Genomic DNA, 19,504 nt, shown 5'->3' with positions numbered 1-19,504 from the left:
CGGGCGGGTGGCTGTGAAGCCACGCTTGTCGCTGAACGCAACGCCCGGTCCGGCTGATGCCTGGCCGGGCGTTTGCCGCTTTAGTTACAGGTAGCAAGACATGGCAAAAGAATATAGCCGTACCCAACGCATCGGCGATCAAATGCAGCGTGAGCTGGCTCAGTTGATCCGTCGTGAAGTCAAAGATCCCCGCGTCGGCCTGGTGACCATCACCGCCGTCGATGTCAGCCGCGATGTCGGCCATGCCAAGGTGTTCATCACCGTCATGGGCCAGGACAGCGCTGAAGACATCAAGCAGAGTCTGAAAGTCCTGAACTCCGCCTCCGGTTTCCTGCGCATGCAGCTCGGCCGTGAAATGAAGCTGCGCAGCGTGCCGCAACTGCATTTCCACTATGACGAGAGCGTCACCCGCGGCGCCCATCTGTCCGCGCTGATCGAGCGTGCCGTCGCCGAGGACAGTCAGCACCAGAGCACCGACGTTCCGGATAGCAAGGAGTGATCCGTGGCTCAGGTCAAACGTATCCGTCGTAACGTCAGTGGCATCATACTGCTCGACAAGCCGCTGGGGTTCACCTCCAACGCCGCGTTGCAGAAGGTCCGCTGGCTGCTCAATGCTGAAAAGGCCGGACATACCGGCAGTCTTGATCCGCTCGCTAGTGGCGTACTGCCGCTGTGCTTCGGCGAGGCAACCAAGTTCTCGCAATACCTGCTCGATTCCGACAAGGGCTACGAGACGGTCATGCAACTGGGGCAGACCACCACCACCGGCGATGCCGAGGGTGAAGTCCTGCAGACCCGCGATGTGACCGTTGGTCGCGCCGACATTGAAGCGGTGTTGCCACAATTTCGTGGTCCAATCAGCCAGATACCTCCGATGTACTCGGCCCTCAAGCGCGATGGCCAGCCGTTGTACAAACTGGCGCGTGCAGGTGAAGTAGTGGAGCGTGAAGCACGTTCTGTTACTATTACCCGCTTGGAACTGCTGGAGTGCGAAGGCACCCGGGTTCGTCTCTCGGTCGGTTGCACCAAGGGCACGTATATCCGCACCCTGGTCGAAGATATCGGCGAGGTGTTGGGATGTGGTGCTTATGTCGCCGAACTGCGTCGCACCCATGCCGGACCGTTCGAACTGGCCCAGACCGTGACCCTCGAAGAACTCGAGCAGGTTCACGCCGATGGCGGCAATGAAGCGATCGATCGCTTCCTGATGCCTTCGGACAGCGGTTTGCTGGACTGGCCGTTGCTGCAGTTCTCCGAGCACAGTGCGTTTTACTGGCTGCATGGTCAGCCGGTACGTTCGCCGGACGCGCCGAAATTCGGCATGGTCCGCGTACAGGATCACAACGGTCGCTTCATCGGGATCGGTGAAGTGAGCGAAGACGGGCGCATCGCGCCGCGTCGACTGATTCGGTCGGAATGACCGAAACCGTCAGTGCCGGGCTCAGGTCCGGCACGGATGGATTAGAGGGTGGCTGTTAATAGGCATGGTCACACCTCACTTTTATGAATACAGGGAGCAGTCCCTGGCCTATTGGAAGCCTTTACCGGTTTCCCTTGATTTGGAGAAAGCCAGATGGCACTCAGCGTTGAAGAAAAAGCACAGATCGTTGGCGACTACCAGCAAGCTGCTGGTGACACCGGTAGCCCGGAAGTTCAGGTTGCTCTGCTGACCGCCAACATCAACAAGCTGCAAGGCCACTTCAAGGCCAACGGCAAAGACCACCACTCCCGTCGTGGTCTGATCCGCATGGTAAACCAGCGCCGCAAGCTGCTGGACTACCTGAAAGGTAAAGACGCCACTCGTTACAGCGCCCTGATCGGTCGTCTGGGTCTGCGTCGCTAATAGCGGCCTGGCCAGTGGTGTGCGCGGCGTGCTGCGGTCTTCAGCCAAGAGCTTTCGCTCCATGGCTGACGAGCGCGCCGCGCGTATCTATGAGGTTGGCAGTCTGTCTTGCCCGAGCGGTTTTCCGCGACGGCCGGGCAGGCTCCCAACCTTTAGTTTTATCTGGACGGTCAATGGGGCCGATTCCCCGTTCTGCCCAAGAATTCGCAAGAAACCAGTTCCCCCAGAGCCACTAAGATAAGGTAGGAAACCGTGAACCCGGTAATCAAGAAATTTCAGTTCGGTCAGTCGACCGTAACCCTCGAGACTGGCCGTATCGCCCGTCAAGCATCCGGTGCCGTATTGGTCACCGTTGATAATGACGTCACCGTGCTGGTGACCGTGGTTGGCGCCAAGCACGCCGATCCGAGCAAGGGCTTCTTCCCGCTGTCCGTGCATTATCAGGAAAAGACCTACGCCGCCGGCAAGATCCCTGGTGGTTTCTTCAAGCGTGAAGGCCGTCCTTCCGAGAAAGAAACCCTGACTTCGCGTCTGATCGACCGTCCGATCCGTCCGCTGTTCCCCGAAGGCTTCATGAACGAAGTGCAGGTTGTCTGCACCGTCGTTTCCACCAGCAAGAAGACCGATCCGGACATCGCTGCGATGATCGGTACCTCGGCTGCCCTGGCCATCTCCGGCATCCCGTTCGAAGGCCCTATCGGTGCCGCGCGCGTTGCCTTCCACGAGAGCACCGGCTACCTGCTGAACCCGACCTACGAGCAACTGGCTGCCTCCAGCCTGGACATGGTCGTCGCCGGTACTTCCGACGCCGTTCTGATGGTTGAATCGGAAGCCAAAGAGCTGACCGAAGACCAGATGCTGGGTGCCGTGCTGTTTGCCCACGACGAATTCCAGGCAGTCATCCAGGCTGTCAAAGAGCTGGCCGCCGAAGCTGCCAAGCCAACTTGGGACTGGAAACCAGCCGTTGCCAACACCGAACTGCTGAACGCCATCCGCGCCGAATTCGGCGAAGCTGTTTCCCAGGGCTACACCATCACCGTCAAGGCCGACCGTTACGCTCGTCTGGGCGAACTGCGCGATCAGGCGATCGCCAAGTTCTCCGGTGAAGAAGGTCAGGCTTCGGCTGGCGAAGTCAAAGAAATCTTCGGCGAAATCGAATACCGCACCGTTCGCGAAAACATCGTCAACGGCAAGCCACGTATCGACGGTCGCGACACCAAGACCGTACGTCCGCTGAACATCGAAGTCGGTGTTCTGCCGAAGACTCACGGTTCCGCACTGTTCACCCGTGGCGAGACTCAGGCGCTGGTTGTTGCGACCCTCGGTACTGCCCGTGACGCACAGCTGCTGGACACCCTCGAAGGCGAGCGTAAAGACCCCTTCATGCTGCACTACAACTTCCCTCCGTTCTCGGTGGGCGAGTGTGGTCGCATGGGCGGTGCTGGTCGTCGTGAAATCGGTCACGGCCGTCTAGCCCGTCGTTCGGTTCAGGCCATGCTTCCAGCCGCTGACGCATTCCCGTACACCATCCGCGTTGTGTCGGAAATCACCGAATCCAACGGTTCCAGCTCGATGGCATCGGTTTGCGGTGCTTCCCTGGCACTGATGGACGCCGGTGTACCGATGAAGGCTCCGGTTGCCGGTATCGCCATGGGTCTGGTTAAAGAAGGCGAGAAGTTCGCCATTCTGACCGACATCCTCGGTGACGAAGACCACCTGGGCGACATGGACTTCAAGGTTGCCGGTACCTCCAAGGGTGTTACCGCGCTGCAGATGGACATCAAGATCAACGGCATCACCGAAGAGATCATGGAGATCGCCCTGGGCCAAGCCCTGGAAGCGCGCCTGAACATCCTCGGTCAGATGAACCAGATCATCGGTCAGTCCCGTAGCGAGCTGTCGGAAAATGCTCCGACCATGATCGCGATGAAGATCGACACCGACAAGATCCGTGACGTCATCGGTAAAGGCGGCGCGACCATCCGTGGTATCTGTGAAGAAACCAAGGCTTCGATCGATATCGAAGACGACGGCTCGATCAAGATCTTCGGCGAAACCAAAGATGCAGCAGAAGCAGCGCGTCAGCGCGTTCTGAGCATCACTGCCGAAGCCGAGATCGGCAAGATCTACGTCGGCAAGGTAGAGCGCATCGTCGACTTCGGCGCCTTCGTCAACATCCTGCCGGGCAAGGACGGTCTGGTTCACATCTCCATGCTGAGCGACGCTCGCGTAGAGAAAGTGACCGACATCCTGAAAGAAGGTCAGGAAGTTGAAGTTCTGGTGTTGGACGTGGACAACCGCGGTCGCATCAAGCTGTCGATCAAAGACGTTGCTGCAGCGAAGGCGTCGGGCGTTTAACTCCCGGCTTTCGAAAAAGGACCCTCCGGGGTCCTTTTTTTATGCGCGCGAATTGATGGGACAACTTGCATCTTGCATGCGCAATAACGCGGCAACTTGCAATTTGCACGATCCCGGCATTTTCGTATGTACGTAAGTTACTGTTTATAAACGATTTTTAAGATATCAAAAACTGGCACAGCGTCTGCAATGTAAGGATTACACCTGCCACCAGGACCTTTCGGTGGCAGATTTCTCGAAAAACAGGAGTGTCTCGTATGAAGAAGTTCGCTATTGCTGCTGCCACCGCTACTGCCCTGACTCTGACCATGGCCAACGTAGCGTTCGCCCAACAGCCGACCCAGGCGCCACTGACTCTTGCGGCCGGTGAAGTGACCCAAGCGAAGGAAGCCACTTCCGACACCTGGATCACCACCAAGGTCAAAGCTGATCTGGTAACCGAGAAAGGTATTCCTGGTACCGACATCAAAGTCGAAACCAACAAAGGCGTAGTGTCGCTGTCCTCCGATGTGGCAGTGAGCTCCTCCCAGAAAGACGTGGCAGTGGCTATCGCCAAGAAAATCAAAGGCGTCAAAGCCGTATCGGCTGATGGCCTGAAAACCAACTGATGGTTTGTCCCGTTCGCTGATCCTGACGGTTCATGCGAAAGCCCAAAAGGATTTGAGCACCCAGAGCCCCGGCAATGCCGGGGCTCTTCTTTTTGCGGGTGGGCAATTACTCGGCGTCGAGGTGCATCGGCGAGATTACCCGGCCATCGGGTTCGGCCTGGCCGAGGCTGGCATCGACGAAGTAGACCCGCTCGTCTTCCAGCTTGCCCTTGTCCACCAGGTAATCCTTGATGCTGCTGGCCCTTGCCTGGCCGAGCTGACGCAGCAGTACAGCGCTCTCCGCCCAGGTCTTGAGCACGGCATCACGCATCTGGCCGACACGCTGCTCTGTGTCCAGTTGCTCCCACTCCACTGGCGGTTGCTGCTTGAGACGGGTGCGGTAGATGCCTTCAAGCATCGCCGGCTTATCGCCTTCCGGCACCTGCAGCATCGACGCCTGGGCCGGGACCTTGTCGCCGCGGCGCTGGAGGATCTTGTAGTAGGTGCTCTGGTATTCACGCTCCAGTCGTTGCTGGGCAATCAATGGGCCGTCGCTGCTCTGGGCGCTGGTGCCTTCGATTTCCAGGCGCAGGGCGGGGCGTTCTTTCAGGGCAGCGGACAGCTTGTCCAGGGCACCCTGGGCATCAGTGCTCAGATCGCTGGAACCCGGGGCGAAGGCAACGTTGCCGAGGTCTTCCGCACCGCCACCGGCAATCAGCCCACCGATGAACTTGAACGGCGCCTGCGCCGCGCGCAGCACCAGATTGCGCAAGGTTTGCCAAACGATCGGCATGACGCTGAACTGCGGGTTGTTCAGGTCCCCGGTGACCGGCAACTCGATGGAAATCTTGCCCTCGGTGTCCTTGAGTAGTGCCACCGCAAGGCGGATCGGCAGGTCCACGGCATCCGGGCTGTCGACCTTCTCGCCCAGTTGCAACTGCTCCACCACCACCTTGTTCTCGGCCTTGAGCTGGCCGTTGGTAATCACATAGTGCAGGTCGAGGTTCAGCCGGCCCTTGCGGATGCGGAAGCCGGCGAACTTGCCGGAGTAGGGCGTCAGTGTGGTCAGCTCGACCCGGCGGAAGCTGGTGGCGATATCCAGGCTGGCCATCGGGTTGAACGGGTTGAGCGCGCCTTTGATGATCACCGGCGCGTAACGGTCGACCTTGCCTTTGACGTCGACCTTGGCCGGCTTCGGCTGGCGATTGTCGATGGTGCCGATCTGGCCATTGAGCTGCTGGACCGCCGTGGCGAAGTTGGGCGTGAGGCTGAAGTCGGCGAAGTTGGCCGAGCCGTCGTTGATGTCGATCTGACCGATATGCACGCCCAGAGGCTTGTCGTTTCCTGGTGCGGCCTTGGCCTGATTTTTCGCGCCGCTGTCGGCCGGTTGCGGAATCAGCAGGTCGTCGATGTTGGTAGTGCGGTCCTCGTTGATCATGAAGCGCGCGTAAGGCTGGAGCAGATTGACCTTGGCGATGCTCAGGGCGTCACCGTGACGGTATTCGATGCCGTCCAGATCGAGTTGCTGCCATTTGACGAAGTCGCGGTTCTTGATGGTGTCCAGGGTGTGCAACTGGTTGACCCGGGCCTTGCCCGTAATGGCAAAGGCCAGTGGCTCGGTACTCTTGAGGTCGACATTAAGGTCGCTGCCGAGCATGCCGCTACGCAGTTCCAGGCGAATGAACGGGCTGATGTAGGCCTGGGCAATACGCAGGTCGATGTCTTGGGTGCTGACCTTGAGCTTCGCCGTGACCGGCGCCAGATTGACCTCGCCGGACGCCTGCAGCTTGCCCTGCTTGCCGACGCCGCTGTCGAGCTTGAGGGTAAAGGGCGATTTGTTCAGGCTGTCGAAATTCTGCAGATCAACGTTGATCGGGCCGACATCAAGGGCGACGGCTTCCTTTTGCGTGCGATCGGCCAGATGCACCTGGTAGTTGCGCAACTGGGTGTCGCGCAGCAGTACTTGCCATGGCTTGCCGGGAGCATCTTGCGCGGCTTTTTCCTTGGCGGAAGGCTCAGCGGTGGCTGGCTCGGCTTTTTCCTTGGGCGTGGCCTTGGCCGGTTGGCTGGCGAACAGTTTCTGCCAGTCCAGTTGCCCGTCGGCTTCAAGGGCTGCCCAGGTTTCCAGTTGTTCGCTGCGGATCTTGCCGACGGTCACCAACTGCTTCGCCAGGTCTACCGCGCTTTCCGACACGTCCAGCTTGGCCAGGCGCACCAGCGGGCGACCATCGGGGGCCTTGATCGCAAAGGACGCAATACTCAGCGCGGTGTTGTCCAGCAGGAGTTCGGTTTCCTTGGCCAGGCTGATGCTGTAGTCGGTCTGCAGGTTGTACACGCCGTTTTCCAGCACCAGCGGAACGGCGTCACGCACATAAGGCCAGAACGCTTTCATCTTGCCGTCGGTGATTTTCAGCGTGCCCTTGGAGGCGATCGGCGACAGGCTGAACGTGCCGCTCCAGTCGATGTGTCCACCGTTCGGACCGGCCGCCACCAGGGTCATGTCGGTGTTGTCGTCGGGCAGGGTGCTGAGGTTTTTCAGCTCCAGGTTCATCGAGTCGTAGAGGAATTCGATTGGCTCGCTTGGGCGGTCATCCTGGAAGTGCAGGTAGCCATCGCTCAGACGAATGCTGCCGATGCGCAGCGGGAATGGATCGCTGGCCGGCGCTTCGGGTTTAGCTTCGCTTGGCGGGAGTTTGAACAGTTGGGTCAGGTTCAGGCTGCCGTCCTTGGCGAACAGCAGCTCAGTGCGCGGTTTGACCAGTTCGACGCTGTCCAGGTGCAGGGCGCCGCTCCACAGGCTGTCCAGTTGCAGATTGGCGTAGAGACGTTCGAAGCCAATCTGCTCCTTGCCCGGGTCACCGATCTGCAGGCCCCAGACCGTCAGTTCCAGGCTGAACGGATTGAGTTCGATGCGCTGCAACTGTGCCGGTACGGTGGCGTATTGGGCCAGTTGCTGGTTGGCAATGCGAAGGGCGACGCCGGGAAGGATGAAGAAGCCAAGAAGGCTGTACAGGGCGAGGGCGGCCAGCAGGGCGCCGAGGGCGCGGGTCAATCCTTTGGACATGTGCGGCATCTGCGTAGGAAGCGGGACGCTTAGAGTATGGCACGTTAATCGAGTTCCGGCGGTTGCCGGGAAAACCCGACAGCCCCCGGTCTGTGTGCCCTACAGATGCAGCACCAATGTCTTTAGCGGCGGGCGACCATCGTGCGAAGGGAAGTCCGCGGCCGGGCTGATCACCTGCCACTCGCGCACCGGGCGACCGGCTTTTTCCGCGCAGCGCAGCACCTGTTCGCGCCAGTCGTCCATGTCGACCCGGGCCAGGTTGTTGTTGCAGATCAGCACGCCGTCCTCGGCGGTGGTCAGCAAGGCCGGTTTGAGCAGGCTTTGGTAATCGCGCAGCAGGTCAACCGTGCCGAACGCGCTTTTGGCCCAGGCCGGCGGATCGAGAAATACCAGGTCGAACTGCCGGGCTTCCAGGCGCACATAGGACGGCAGCTTCTGCCCGCGCCGCTGGCTGATGGGCAGCCCGGCCAGTTGGCGGATTGCCGGGAAGTAGTCGGACTGGATGAAGTCCATCGGTGCCAGTTGCGGATTGAGCGCACCGTTCTCGCGACCGACAGCCAGGTTGCCTTCGGCGAAATCGAGGTTGCACACCTCGCTGGCACCGCCGGCTGCCGCGCTCAGGCCGACCCCACAGGTGTAGGAAAAGAGGTTGAGCACACTTTTGCCGGCGCTGTGCTGCTTGACCCAGCCACGGGCATTGCGCAGGTCGAGGAACAGCAGGGGATCCTGCCCGGCATGACGGCCGCGCACTCGGTAATTCAGCCCCCACTCATGGCCGACGGTGTCCTCCAACGCTTCCTCGGTCGCTTGGTACACCGTGTCCTGACGGTCGATTCGGCTGTTGCCCCGCGAGCGGTCGTTGTAGACCAGTTGCAGCGGTTGTCCGAGGCTTTGCTCGATGCTGGCGTGCAGGTCCAGCAGGGCGTCGCGTTCCAGTGTCTGGTGAAAGCTCTGCACCATGAGTTGCGGGCCGTAGCGGTCGGCGGTCAGGCCGGGCACGCCTTCCTGGCTGCCATGGAACAGGCGGTAACAGTCGGTGCCCTGGGCATGCAGTTCAGCGAGAAGGGGTTGGCGACTATCGAGGGCGGCGCGCAGCGCCTGATTCAAGGAGGACATGCACGTGGCCTTGGTTGTGGGCGTGCAGTTTACCGTCGGGGCGGAGGAGGGGCCAGCGCGGCCCCTCCCGTGTCGATCAGCGTTCGATTGCCAGGGCAACGCCCTGGCCGCCGCCGATGCACAGGGTCGCCAGACCTTTTTTCGCATCGCGCTTGATCATTTCGTGGAGCAGGGTGACCAGCACGCGGCAGCCCGACGCGCCGATCGGGTGGCCGATGGCGATGGCGCCGCCGTTGACGTTGACCTTGCTCGCATCCCAACCCAGCTCCTTGCCCACCGAAAGAGCCTGGGCGGCGAAGGCTTCGTTGGCTTCGATCAGGTCGAGCTGGTCAAGGGTCCAGCCAGCCTTGTCCAGGCAGCGGCGGGTGGCGCTGACCGGGCCGATGCCCATGATCGCCGGATCGACACCGGCATTGGCGTAGGCCTTGATCCGCGCCAGTACTGGCAGCTCCAGTTCTTGCGCCTTGGCCGCGCTCATCAGCATCACGGCGGCGGCGCCGTCATTGAGCGACGAGGCGTTGCCGGCGGTAACACTGCCGTCCTTCTTGAAGGCGGGCTTGAGCTTGCCGAGGGATTCGGCGGTGGTGCCGGCCCGGGGCTGTTCGTCGGTGACGAAGGCAATCGGGTCGCCTTTGCGCTGGGGGATCAGGATCGGGGTGATTTCGTCGACGAAGCGCTTGGCTTCGATGGCGGCCGCAGCTTTCTGCTGGGAAGCGGCGGCGAAGGCATCCTGTTCTTCACGGCTGATGCCGTACTTCTCCACCAGGTTCTCGGCGGTGATACCCATGTGGTAGTCGTTGAACGCATCCCACAGGCCGTCGCTGATCATGGTGTCGACCAGGCTGGCGTGGCCCATGCGCAGACCGGTGCGGGCGCCGGGCATGACGTAGTTGGACAGGCTCATGTTTTCCTGGCCGCCGGCGATGATGATGTCGGCGTCGCCGCAGCGGATGGCCTGGGCGGCGAGGTGCAGGGCCTTGAGGCCGGAGCCGCAGACCTTGTTCAGGGTCAGGGCCGGAACAGCGTGGGGCAGGCCGGCCTTGATCGCGGCCTGGCGTGCCGGGTTTTGTCCGGCGCCGGCGGTCAGTACCTGGCCGAGGATGACTTCGTCGACGAGCTCGCCGTCCAGGCCGGTCTGGGCCAGCAACTGGCGGATCACGGCGGCGCCCAGATCAACGGCTGGAATGTTGGCCAGCGCGCCCTGGAAACTGCCGACGGCAGTACGGGTGGCGGCGACGATTACGACATCTTGCATGCGCGGGTCCTCATTGTTGTTGGATTTAGCGTGGGAACGCTGAAGCTTCTGTGGCTTCGATCGGGCGACATAGTGGCATACATGGCGGTGGATTGGAGATGGCCGGTGCCGAGGCCCTCAAGCGTAGCGCCAGGCTTAACTGACTCCCATCCGCCGCCGTGCCCGATGCGCTGATCCATCGCGCATCGCCCAGCGCAGCACCGGGGCCACCGTATTGATGCCCAGCCCGACCACTCGCTGTTTCAGCGCTCCTTGCCTGAGCGCGAGCATGTCCGCGGCCCAGTCCGGCAGCAGCCCAATCCCGGCCTGCATCATCAGGCTGCCGACCGGCTTGGCCAGACGGCTCGGCGCCGGGGCGTCGAGCAGGACGCGGAGCACTTCGCGGCTGCGTTCATCACACTGGAGTTGCGGGCGCATGCGTCGCAGGTAGCCCGCGACTTCCTGGCGGGAGCGCGGCACGTCGCGAGCACCGAGGCGTTCGGCGATGAGGGCGATTTCGTTGTAATAGGCGTCCTGCGCCGCGTCGCTCAAGTGCGGGTTGCGGTAGCGCAGGTGAGCGGCGAGGAAGCTGCTCACTTCGCAGACATGCACCCAGGTCAACAGGTCCGGGTCACTGGCAGCATACGGGCGACCATCCGCAGCGGTGCCGACGACCTGCAGGTGGATGGTGCGCACCCGCTCGATCAGCCAGTTGGCGTCGCGGGTCGAACCGAAGGTGGTGCCGGAGATGAACTGGCTGGTGCGGCGCAGGCGGCCGAGCATGTCCTCGCGGAAGTTGGAGTGATCCCAGACGCCTGCCAGCGCCAGCGGGTGCAGGACCTGCAGCATCAGGGCGCTGATGCCACCGACCAGCATGCTGGGAAAGTCGCCGTGCACTTGCCAGCACACGCTTTGCGGGCCGAACAGGCCGGGGTCGCCCTTGGGGTTTTCCAGGTCGAGCTGGCCGAGGGCGAGGCCGGTGAGGCTCATGACTTGGGTTTCGATACGGCGGCGAAGGGGTTCCATGGGGGCCTTGATGTCGGTTTCCGAAGCTTTGGGGGCTTATCGCGAGCAAGCTCGCTCCTACAATGCACCGGTAGGAGCGAGCTTGCTCGCGATAGGTCCCCCAATCCAGGGAAACGTTCTATCAGGTATTCAGCCGCTTATCGATCAACCCCTGCACCACGCCCGGGTCGGCCAGGGTCGAAGTGTCGCCCAGGTTGTCCAGCTCGTTGCAGGCGATCTTGCGCAGGATCCGCCGCATGATCTTGCCCGAGCGGGTCTTGGGCAATGCCGGTGCCCACTGGATCAGCTCCGGTTTGGCGAAGCTGCCGATTTCCTTGCTGACCAGCGCCAGCAGCTCTTTTTTCAGCGCCTCGTCTGGCTCGATGCCGTTCATCGGGGTGACGAAGGCGTAGATGCCCTGACCCTTGAGGTCGTGGGGATAACCGACCACCGCCGCCTCGGCGATGCTGTCGTGCAGCACCAGCGCGCTTTCCACCTCGGCAGTGCCGATGCGGTGGCCGGACACATTGATCACGTCGTCGACGCGCCCGGTTATCCACAGGTCGCCCTGTTCGTCGCGGCGGGCGCCGTCGCCGGTGAAGTAATAGCCGGGGAAGGGTTTGAAGTAGGTGTCGATCATCCGCTGGTGATCGCCGTAGACGCTGCGGATCTGCGCCGGCCAACTGGCCTTGATCGCCAACATGCCGGCGCCGGGGCCTTCGATGATCTGGCCTTTCTCGTCCAGCAGCACCGGCTGGACGCCGAACATCGGCTTGGTCGCGCAGCCGGGCTTGATGTGTCGGGCACTGACCAGTGGGGTCAGCATCGTGGCGCCGGTTTCGGTCTGCCACCAGGTGTCGACGATGGGACAGCGTTGCTCGCCGACGACGTTGAAGTACCACTCCCAGGCTTCCGGGTTGATCGGTTCGCCAACGCTGCCGAGCAGGCGCAGGCTTTTGCGCGACGTATTTTTCAGCGGGCCTTCGCCTTCGCGCATCAGGGCGCGCAGGGCAGTGGGCGCGGTGTAGAAGATGTTCACCTGATGTTTGTCGACGACTTGCCAGAAACGCGAGGCGTCCGGGTAGTTCGGCACGCCTTCGAACATCACACTGGTGGCACCGTTGGCCAACGGCCCGTAGACGATATAGCTGTGGCCAGTCACCCAGCCGACGTCGGCGCTGCACCAGAAGACTTCGCCTTCGCGGTAGTCGAACACCACTTTGAAGGTCATGGCGGCCTGTAGCAGATAACCGGCGGTGCTGTGCAGCACGCCCTTGGGTTTGCCGGTACTGCCGGAGGTGTAGAGGATGAACAGCGGGTCTTCGGCGTCCATCGGTTCGGGCGGGCAGTCGTCGCTGACCTGGGCGATGGCATCGTGATACCAGAGGTCGCGCTGGTCGTTCCATTCGACCTTGCCACCGGTACGCTTGACCACCACCACACTGTTTACGTTCGGACAACTGGCCAGGGCCTTGTCGACGTTCTGCTTGAGGGCGACGGTCTTGCCGCCGCGTACGCCTTCATCGGCGGTGATCACCGTCCGGCAGTCGGCATCGAGGATGCGGTCGCGCAGGGCGTCGGGGGAAAAACCGCCGAACACTACCGAGTGAATCGCGCCGATGCGGGTGCAGGCGAGCATGGCGAAGGCCGCCTCCGGGATCATCGGCATGTAGATGCACACCCGGTCGCCTTTTTTCACGCCGCGTTGTTTGAGAACGTTGGCCAGTCGGCAAACCTGCTGGTGCACCTGGCGATAGCTGAGGGTGGCGGAACGGCTCGGGTCGTCGCCCTCCCAGATGATCGCCGGCTGGTCGCCGTGTTTGGCCAGGTGGCGGTCGAGGCAGTTGTAGCTGACGTTGAGTTTCGCGTCCTTGAACCAGACGGCTTTGCCGGTGCGGATGTCGCACTCCTGGATCGCGCTCCACGGGCTGACCCAGTCCAGGCGTTTGGCCTGCTCGGTCCAGAATTGATCGGGCTGTTCTATCGATTGGCGGTAGAGGCGTTCGTAGTCGGCCTGGCTGATTCGGCGGCGCGACTGACGGCGTCGGCTTTGGGGAAGGTACTGATCTCGAACATGGCACAACCTGTCCTATTGTTATGGGACGGCGTTGCCTTCATCAGCGGCGACGCTCCTGCTGCACGCGGGGGAGCGGGTCTTCGCCGTGATGTTCGAAGGCTGCCGGGTCAGGACAGTGTAGTCGCTGCCCCCGGCCATGTTCGGGGGCAGCGTTAGGCGGTCAGCCGCGGTGACGGCCGCGGAAGTAGTTGATCAGGCCTTGGGTCGAGGCGTCTTCGGCAGGTTCTTCGATGCCGCCGGTCAGGCGCTGGTAGACGCCCTTGCCGAGTTCCTTGCCCAGCTCCACGCCCCATTGGTCGAAGGCGTTGATGCCCCAGATCACGCTCTGCACGAAGACCTTGTGCTCGTACATGGCCACCAGCGCGCCGAGACGACGCGGGCTGATCCGCTCCACCACCAAGGTGTTGCTCGGGCGGTTGCCAGGGATCACCTTGTGCGGCGCCAGCCTCTGCACCTCGGCCTCGGCCATGCCCTTCTCGCGCAGCTCGGTTTCGGCTTCGGCGCGGGTCTTGCCGAGCATCAGCGCCTGGCTTTGCGACAGGCAGTTGGCGTACAGCCACTGATGGTGGTCGGCAACCGGGTTGAAGCTGACCACCGGAACGATGAAGTCGGCCGGAATCAACTGGGTGCCCTGGTGCAGCAACTGGTGATACGCATGCTGGCCGTTGCAGCCTACGCCGCCCCAGATGACCGGGCCGGTGTCGTGGTTGACCGGCGTGCCGTCCTGACGGACGGATTTACCGTTTGATTCCATGTCCAGTTGTTGCAGGTGCTTGGTGATATTACGCAGGTAATGGTCGTACGGCAGGATCGCATGAGCCTGCGCGCCCCAGAAATTACCGTACCAGACCCCGAGCAAGGCCAGCAGCACCGGCATGTTCTGCTCGAACGGCGCGTTCTGGAAATGCTGGTCCATGGTGTAGGCACCGGACAGCAGTTCCTTGAAGTTGGCGGTGCCGATGGCCAGGGCGATCGGCAGACCGATGGCCGACCACAGCGAGTAGCGCCCGCCCACCCAGTCCCACATCGGGAAGATGTTCTCTTCGCGGATACCGAAGGCCACCGCGGCGGCCTTGTTGCTGGAAACGGCGATGAAGTGGCGATACAGCTCGGCTTCCGAGCCGCCCTGGGCCAGGTACCAGGCGCGAGCGGCCTGGGCGTTCTTCAGGGTTTCCAGGGTGTTGAAGGACTTCGAGGAAACAATGAACAGGGTGGTTTCGGCGCGCAGCTTGGCCGACAGCTCGTGGAATTCGCTGCCATCGATGTTCGCCAGGTAATGGCAGCGCACGCCGCGTTGGGCGTAGGGCAGCAGGGCTTCGGAGACCAGCTCCGGGCCGAGGAACGAGCCGCCGATACCGATGTTCACCACGTCGGTGATGGGCTTCTCGCTGTAGCCGCGCCACAGCCCGTCGTGGATCTTGCCAACCAGCTCGGTGACCTGGTTCAGCACTTTGTGCACTTCCGGCATCACGTTGACGCCGTTGACGCTCAGCTTGTCGCCGACCGGGCGGCGCAGCGCGGTGTGCAGGGCCGGGCGACCTTCGGAGGCGTTGAGGATCTCGCCGGCGAACAGGGCGTCGATCGCCTCTTTCAAGCCGACTTCATTGGCCAGACCGACCAGCTTGGTGCGGGTCTCGGCGTTGATCAGGTTTTTCGAGTAGTCGAGGAAAAGCCCGCAACTGCTCAGGGAGAATTGGTTGAAACGTTGCGGTTCGGCATTGAATGCCTCGCGCATGCTGAAATCCTGCATGGCTTCGCGGTGTTGCTGGAGTGCCTGCCAGGCTGGCAGAGCGGTGACATCATGGGGAGTGCGGTAATACGCCATCGCTGCAGGTTTCCTTGGTTGCTTGAACTGCCTTGGACACTGTGTACCCGGGACCGTTTGCCGGCCCTCGCGGATTATTTCGCGGCGGGCCGGCAAATGCCATTGAGATATGTCATTCAGACACGGTCTGGCCTTCGGATGATGGCACGGACTTGCTCTTCGAGCTTACTTCTCGTCGAGATTCAGGTGCAGGTTGTCGATCAGGCGGGTGGCACCGAGGAACGCTGCCACCAGGATCACCAGATCGCGGTCGGTTTCGCCGGCCGGGCGCAGGTTCAGCGCCTGGCGTACTTCCAGGTAGTCCGGTTTGAGGCCGGCGGTCTGTAGCGTTTGCTGGCCTTCGGCAATCAGCGCGGGGTAGTCGCGACGACCCTGGCGGATCGCCTCGGCCATCTGGCTGAGGGTGCGGTAGACGGTTGGCGCGATGGCGCGCTGTTCGTCGTTCAGGTAGCCGTTGCGCGAGGACAGCGCCAGGCCGTCGTCGGCGCGCACGGTCGGCTCGCCGATGATCTGGATCGGCATGTTCAGGTCACGCACCAGCGCGCGGATCACCGCCAGTTGCTGGAAGTCCTTCTGACCGAATATGGCCAGGTCCGGCTGGACCATGTTGAACAGTTTGCTGACTACCGTGGCCACGCCTTCGAAGTGGCCTGGACGGCTGGCGCCGCAGAGACCTTCCGAGAGGTGCGGAACGCTGACCCGGGTCTGCACGCCCATGCCGTCGGGGTACATCTCTTCGACGGTGGGGGCGAACAGCAGGTGGCAACCGGCCTGGAGCAGGCGTTCCTGGTCGGCGGCCAGGGTGCGCGGGTACTTGTCGAGGTCTTCGCTGGGGCCGAACTGCAGCGGGTTGACGAAGATGCTGGCGACGACGAAATCGGCGCGTTGGGCGGCCTTGGTCACCAGGGCCGCGTGGCCGCTGTGCAGGTTACCCATGGTCGGTACGAAACCGACCCGCTTGCCTTCGCTGCGGGCGCGGGCGACGGCGGCGCGCAGCTCGCGAACGGTCTTGACGGTGTTCATGCGCTGAACCCATGTTCGGTGCCAGGGAAGCTGACGTCCTTGACCGCTTGTACATAGGCCTGGAAAGCACTCTGGATGTCCGGCTGGCCGGCCATGAAGTTCTTCACGAACTTCGGTGTACGACCGGTCAGCGACAGGCCCAGCATGTCGTGCATGACCAGCACCTGACCATCGGTGGCGCTGCCAGCGCCGATACCGATGACCGGAATGCCCACGGCCTGGGTGATTTCCGCGGCCAGCTCGCTCGGCACGCACTCGAGCAGCAGCATTGCGACACCCGCCTGTTCCAGGGCGATGGCGTCGGCGCGCATCTGCCGGGCCTGGTTTTCCTGACGGCCCTGGACCTTGTAGCCGCCGAGGATGTTCACCGCTTGCGGGGTCAGGCCCAGATGGGCGCAAACCGGCACGCCACGCTCAGCCAGCAGGCGAATGGTGTCGCCCAGCCAGGCGGCGCCTTCGAGCTTGACCATGTGCGCACCGGCCTGCATCAGCTGGGCACAGTTGGCGAAGGCTTGCTCGGGGGTGGCATACGCCATGAAGGGCAGGTCGGCCAGGATCAGCGCACCTTCGTTGCCGCGTTTGACGCTGGCGACGTGGTAGGCCATTTCTGAATTGGTCACCGGCAAAGTGCTGTCATGGCCCTGCAGGACCATGCCCAGGGAATCGCCCACCAACAGGATCTCCACGCCGGCGCGGTTCGCGGTCTGGGCGAAGGTCGCGTCATAGCAGGTCAGCATGGCGATTTTCTCACCCTTGGCCTTGAGGGCCTGGAGGGTGGTCAGGGTTACGTCTGGCATGAAAAGCAATCCTCGTTCAGGCGCTGTGAAAAACCACTGCGTACAACGCATGTATTCATCTTCTGGAACAGCACATCATCGATCGTGGTGTTTGGGTTTGGATCTGTTCCAGGCCTATTTACGCCTTGTTTATGGCACTGGGGTGCCACGGGACGCCTATAGTCGTGAGCGCGAGGGGGGAAGTCAATTACCGTGTTACCGCATTGTTACGTCGTGGCTGTTACGGGCGTTACCGCTGGGGGAACGCCCGGTTACAGGCGCTCGAGGCCGACGAACGGGCAATCTGCCAGTAATTGCGAGAGGGGCCGCTGATCTGCCAGCCGGAAGCCTTCGGGCACCAGTTCGGCCAGGGGATAGAGCACGAACGGGCGGGCGTGCATGTGGTAGTGGGGCACTTTCAGTCGCGGTTCGTCGATGACCCGGTCGGCGTACAGCAGGATATCCAGGTCAAGGGTGCGCGGACCCCAGCGCTCCTTGCGTTCGCGGCCCTGATCCGCCTCGATGGCTTGCAGGGCGTCGAGCAGCGCAATGGGCTCGAGTGCGGTGTCCAGCGCGGCCACGGCGTTGGTGTAGCGCGGCTGGCCGGGGGACAGCGAATCGCTGGCATAAAAGGACGAAACGCCGGCGACCTGTGTATCCGGTAGCAGTGCCAGCGCTTCAATGGCGCTGCGCAACTGCTCCTGCGGATTGGCCAGGTTGCTGCCCAGGCCGATGTAGACGCGGACCATGCTGCTTACTCGCCTGTGCCACTGTCGACGCGCTTGCGCTTGCTTGGGCTGCGCTTGCGTTTGCGTGGGCCGGCGCTGCTGCCCTCTTCACGGCCGCCCAGCTCGCGGATCATCTCGCGGCGCTCGCTTTCGTTGCATTCCTGATAGTCGGTCCACCACTGGCCGAGGTCCTCGGTTTCCTCGCCTGCGCTTTCACGCAACAGCAGGAAGTCGTAACCGGCACGGAAACGCGGGTTGTCGAGCAACAGGTCGGCACGCTTGCCGCTGCGGCGTGGCAGGCGTTCCTGCATGTCCCAGATTTCGCGGATCGGCAGGGTGAAGCGCTTCGGAATGGCGATGCGCTGGCACTGTTCGGCGATCAGCTCGTGGGCGGCTTCCTGCATGGCCGGGATCGGCGGCATGCCGCGGCTTTGCAGGTACAGAGCGCGACCCGGCAGGGCTGGCCAGAGCAGGGCGGCAAACAGGAACGCCGGGGTGACCGGCTTGCCCTGCTTGATCCGCAGGTCGGTGTTGATCAGCGCCTGACTGATCAGCGTGTGGGTGTAGTTCGGGTGCTCTTCCAGGGCCTGGGCACTGGCCGGGAACAGCGGATCGAACAGTTGCAGGTCCACCAGCATTTCGAAGGTGTCGGCGGCGTGTCCGGACAGGAACAGCTTCAGCGATTCCTCGAACAGCCGCGCCGCCGGGATTTCCCGCAGCATCGGTGCCAGTTCGCGGATCGGCTGCACGGTGTGCTTTTCGATACCGAAGTTCAGCTTGGCGGCGAAACGCACGGCACGCAGCATGCGGACCGGGTCTTCCTGGTAGCGCTGGGTCGGATCGCCGATCAGGCGCAGCAGGCGATTGCGGATGTCGTGTACGCCATTGGCGTAATCGAGAATGCGCTCGCTGACCGGATCGTAGTAAAGGGCGTTGATGGTGAAGTCACGGCGCTGGGCATCTTCTTCCAAGGTGCCGTAGACGTTGTCACGCAGGATCCGTCCGCTCTCGTTGCGGGAAGACTGGTGACTGTTTTCTTCTTCATCCACCGGATGGTTGGCGCGGAAGGTGGCGACTTCGATGATCTCGCGCCCGAAATGGACGTGGACCAGCTTGAAGCGTCGACCGATGACCCGGGCGTTGCGGAATTCCGCACGGACCTGCTCGGGGGTGGCGCTGGTAGCGACGTCGAAGTCCTTGGGGTTGATGCCCAAAAGCATGTCGCGTACGCAACCACCGACCAGATAGGCCTGGTAGCCGGCGCTTTGCAGGCGCTCGACGATGCTCACCGCGTGGCGGCTGAACTGGCTGCGCTGCAGCGAATGTTGTGCGCTGTTGATCACCTCGGGCGTGGTGCGCCGATGGTGCTGGACATGCACGGGGGGACGGAAAGACTGGAACAGCTTCTTCAGCATGGGATGCACTGTTTGAAGGAATTTTCGGCCATAAACGTAGAATGGCCGCATGATGGGCGTGGATTCTAGCATTTAGTCAGAAAAGGGTGTAGGCGCCCGAAAAATGGCTGTGTAGGAAGCTTCGCAGAAGGGAGAAACTACAAGGGGAGCCGAAGCTCCCCAAGAAGTAGTTGCGTGCTCTTATTGTTTTTTTGTCGGGCTTCTTGTTTTTATTCACGCCCTATCCACAAAACGCCACAAGGCTTGTGGATCGTCTCCCTAATCGGGAGTACAAGAGCAAACGGATTGCTTTGGTCGCCGATGTTGCGATGATCTCTCGATCCAACCAGTTCAGGCTCTGCTTGAGTGCAGTTTTTGTTGTTCTCTGCCCGGTTGTGGGGCAAGCCCCAAACACAACTCCTCTCCAAAAGAATCAGTTAGCTGCGCCTCCGCCGTATTGTTCTTATTGTGCGT

14 protein-coding genes and 1 pseudogene are annotated in these 19,504 nt (G+C 62.1%); 5 read left to right on the top strand and 10 right to left on the bottom strand.

Going from position 1 to position 19,504, the window contains the following annotated elements; all coding sequences use genetic code 11:
• Positions 1–100: 100 nt before the first annotated feature.
• From rbfA to NTD82_RS05030, 5 genes are all read left to right on the top strand, one after another.
• A complete protein-coding gene (rbfA, locus tag NTD82_RS05050) occupies positions 101–499 on the top strand; it encodes a 30S ribosome-binding factor RbfA (protein WP_095159741.1) in 399 nt (132 codons plus the stop codon).
• Between the two features lie 3 nt (positions 500–502).
• Positions 503–1,420, top strand: coding sequence for a tRNA pseudouridine(55) synthase TruB (truB, locus tag NTD82_RS05045; protein WP_175651988.1), 918 nt, complete (start codon positions 503–505; stop codon positions 1,418–1,420).
• 153 nt (positions 1,421–1,573) lie between these two features.
• Positions 1,574–1,843, top strand: coding sequence for a 30S ribosomal protein S15 (gene rpsO, locus NTD82_RS05040; RefSeq protein WP_095159743.1), 270 nt, complete (start codon positions 1,574–1,576; stop codon positions 1,841–1,843).
• Positions 1,844–2,095: 252 nt separating this feature from the next.
• Positions 2,096–4,201 (top strand): polyribonucleotide nucleotidyltransferase, encoded by a 2,106-nt coding sequence (gene pnp / locus NTD82_RS05035; protein WP_095159744.1) that lies wholly within the window; start codon positions 2,096–2,098, stop codon positions 4,199–4,201.
• Positions 4,202–4,458: 257 nt separating this feature from the next.
• On the top strand, positions 4,459–4,809 hold the full coding sequence (locus NTD82_RS05030; protein WP_262127971.1) for a BON domain-containing protein: 351 nt from the start codon (positions 4,459–4,461) through the stop codon (positions 4,807–4,809).
• Positions 4,810–4,915: 106 nt separating this feature from the next.
• Here NTD82_RS05030 and NTD82_RS05025 read toward each other — a convergent pair whose 3' ends face one another.
• From NTD82_RS05025 to NTD82_RS04980, 10 genes and pseudogenes are all read right to left on the bottom strand, one after another.
• Positions 4,916–7,852, bottom strand: coding sequence for a DUF748 domain-containing protein (locus tag NTD82_RS05025; protein ID WP_262127970.1), 2,937 nt, complete (start codon positions 7,850–7,852; stop codon positions 4,916–4,918).
• A gap of 99 nt (positions 7,853–7,951) precedes the next feature.
• Complete coding sequence (locus NTD82_RS05020) at positions 7,952–8,968, bottom strand: class I SAM-dependent rRNA methyltransferase (protein ID WP_095159746.1); 1,017 nt, start codon at positions 8,966–8,968, stop codon at positions 7,952–7,954.
• A gap of 76 nt (positions 8,969–9,044) precedes the next feature.
• On the bottom strand, positions 9,045–10,223 hold the full coding sequence (locus NTD82_RS05015) for an acetyl-CoA C-acetyltransferase (RefSeq protein ID WP_262127969.1): 1,179 nt from the start codon (positions 10,221–10,223) through the stop codon (positions 9,045–9,047).
• Between the two features lie 135 nt (positions 10,224–10,358).
• Positions 10,359–11,228: an oxygenase MpaB family protein gene (locus NTD82_RS05010; RefSeq protein ID WP_262127968.1), complete on the bottom strand. Its 870-nt coding sequence runs from the start codon at positions 11,226–11,228 to the stop codon at positions 10,359–10,361.
• A gap of 121 nt (positions 11,229–11,349) precedes the next feature.
• Positions 11,350–13,283: pseudogene (gene acs, locus NTD82_RS05005) on the bottom strand (acetate--CoA ligase).
• 161 nt (positions 13,284–13,444) lie between these two features.
• A complete protein-coding gene (gene pgi / locus NTD82_RS05000) occupies positions 13,445–15,109 on the bottom strand; it encodes a glucose-6-phosphate isomerase (protein ID WP_262127967.1) in 1,665 nt (554 codons plus the stop codon).
• A 165-nt stretch (positions 15,110–15,274) separates the two neighbouring features.
• Positions 15,275–16,132 carry a pantoate--beta-alanine ligase gene (panC, locus tag NTD82_RS04995; RefSeq protein WP_262127966.1) on the bottom strand — a complete coding sequence of 286 codons (858 nt, stop codon included), beginning with the start codon at positions 16,130–16,132 and terminating at the stop codon, positions 15,275–15,277.
• The gene (panB, locus tag NTD82_RS04990; RefSeq protein WP_095159752.1) at positions 16,129–16,929 is read right to left on the bottom strand and encodes a 3-methyl-2-oxobutanoate hydroxymethyltransferase; all 801 of its coding nucleotides are present in this window, start codon (positions 16,927–16,929) and stop codon (positions 16,129–16,131) included. Before panB ends, panC begins: the two co-directional genes overlap by 4 nt.
• Positions 16,930–17,180: 251 nt before the next feature.
• Positions 17,181–17,657, bottom strand: a complete 477-nt coding sequence (gene folK, locus NTD82_RS04985; protein ID WP_175651995.1) for a 2-amino-4-hydroxy-6-hydroxymethyldihydropteridine diphosphokinase — start codon at positions 17,655–17,657, stop codon at positions 17,181–17,183.
• Between the two features lie 5 nt (positions 17,658–17,662).
• On the bottom strand, positions 17,663–19,051 hold the full coding sequence (locus tag NTD82_RS04980; RefSeq protein ID WP_177454500.1) for a polynucleotide adenylyltransferase PcnB: 1,389 nt from the start codon (positions 19,049–19,051) through the stop codon (positions 17,663–17,665).
• Between the last annotated feature and the right edge of the window lie 453 nt (positions 19,052–19,504).

It is taken from the genome of Pseudomonas sp. 5P_5.1_Bac1, assembly GCF_025466015.1.
Lineage (GTDB): Bacteria > Pseudomonadota > Gammaproteobacteria > Pseudomonadales > Pseudomonadaceae > Aquipseudomonas.
Note: the sequence above shows the minus strand (reverse complement) of the source record. Positions and strands in the feature narration are given on the sequence as shown.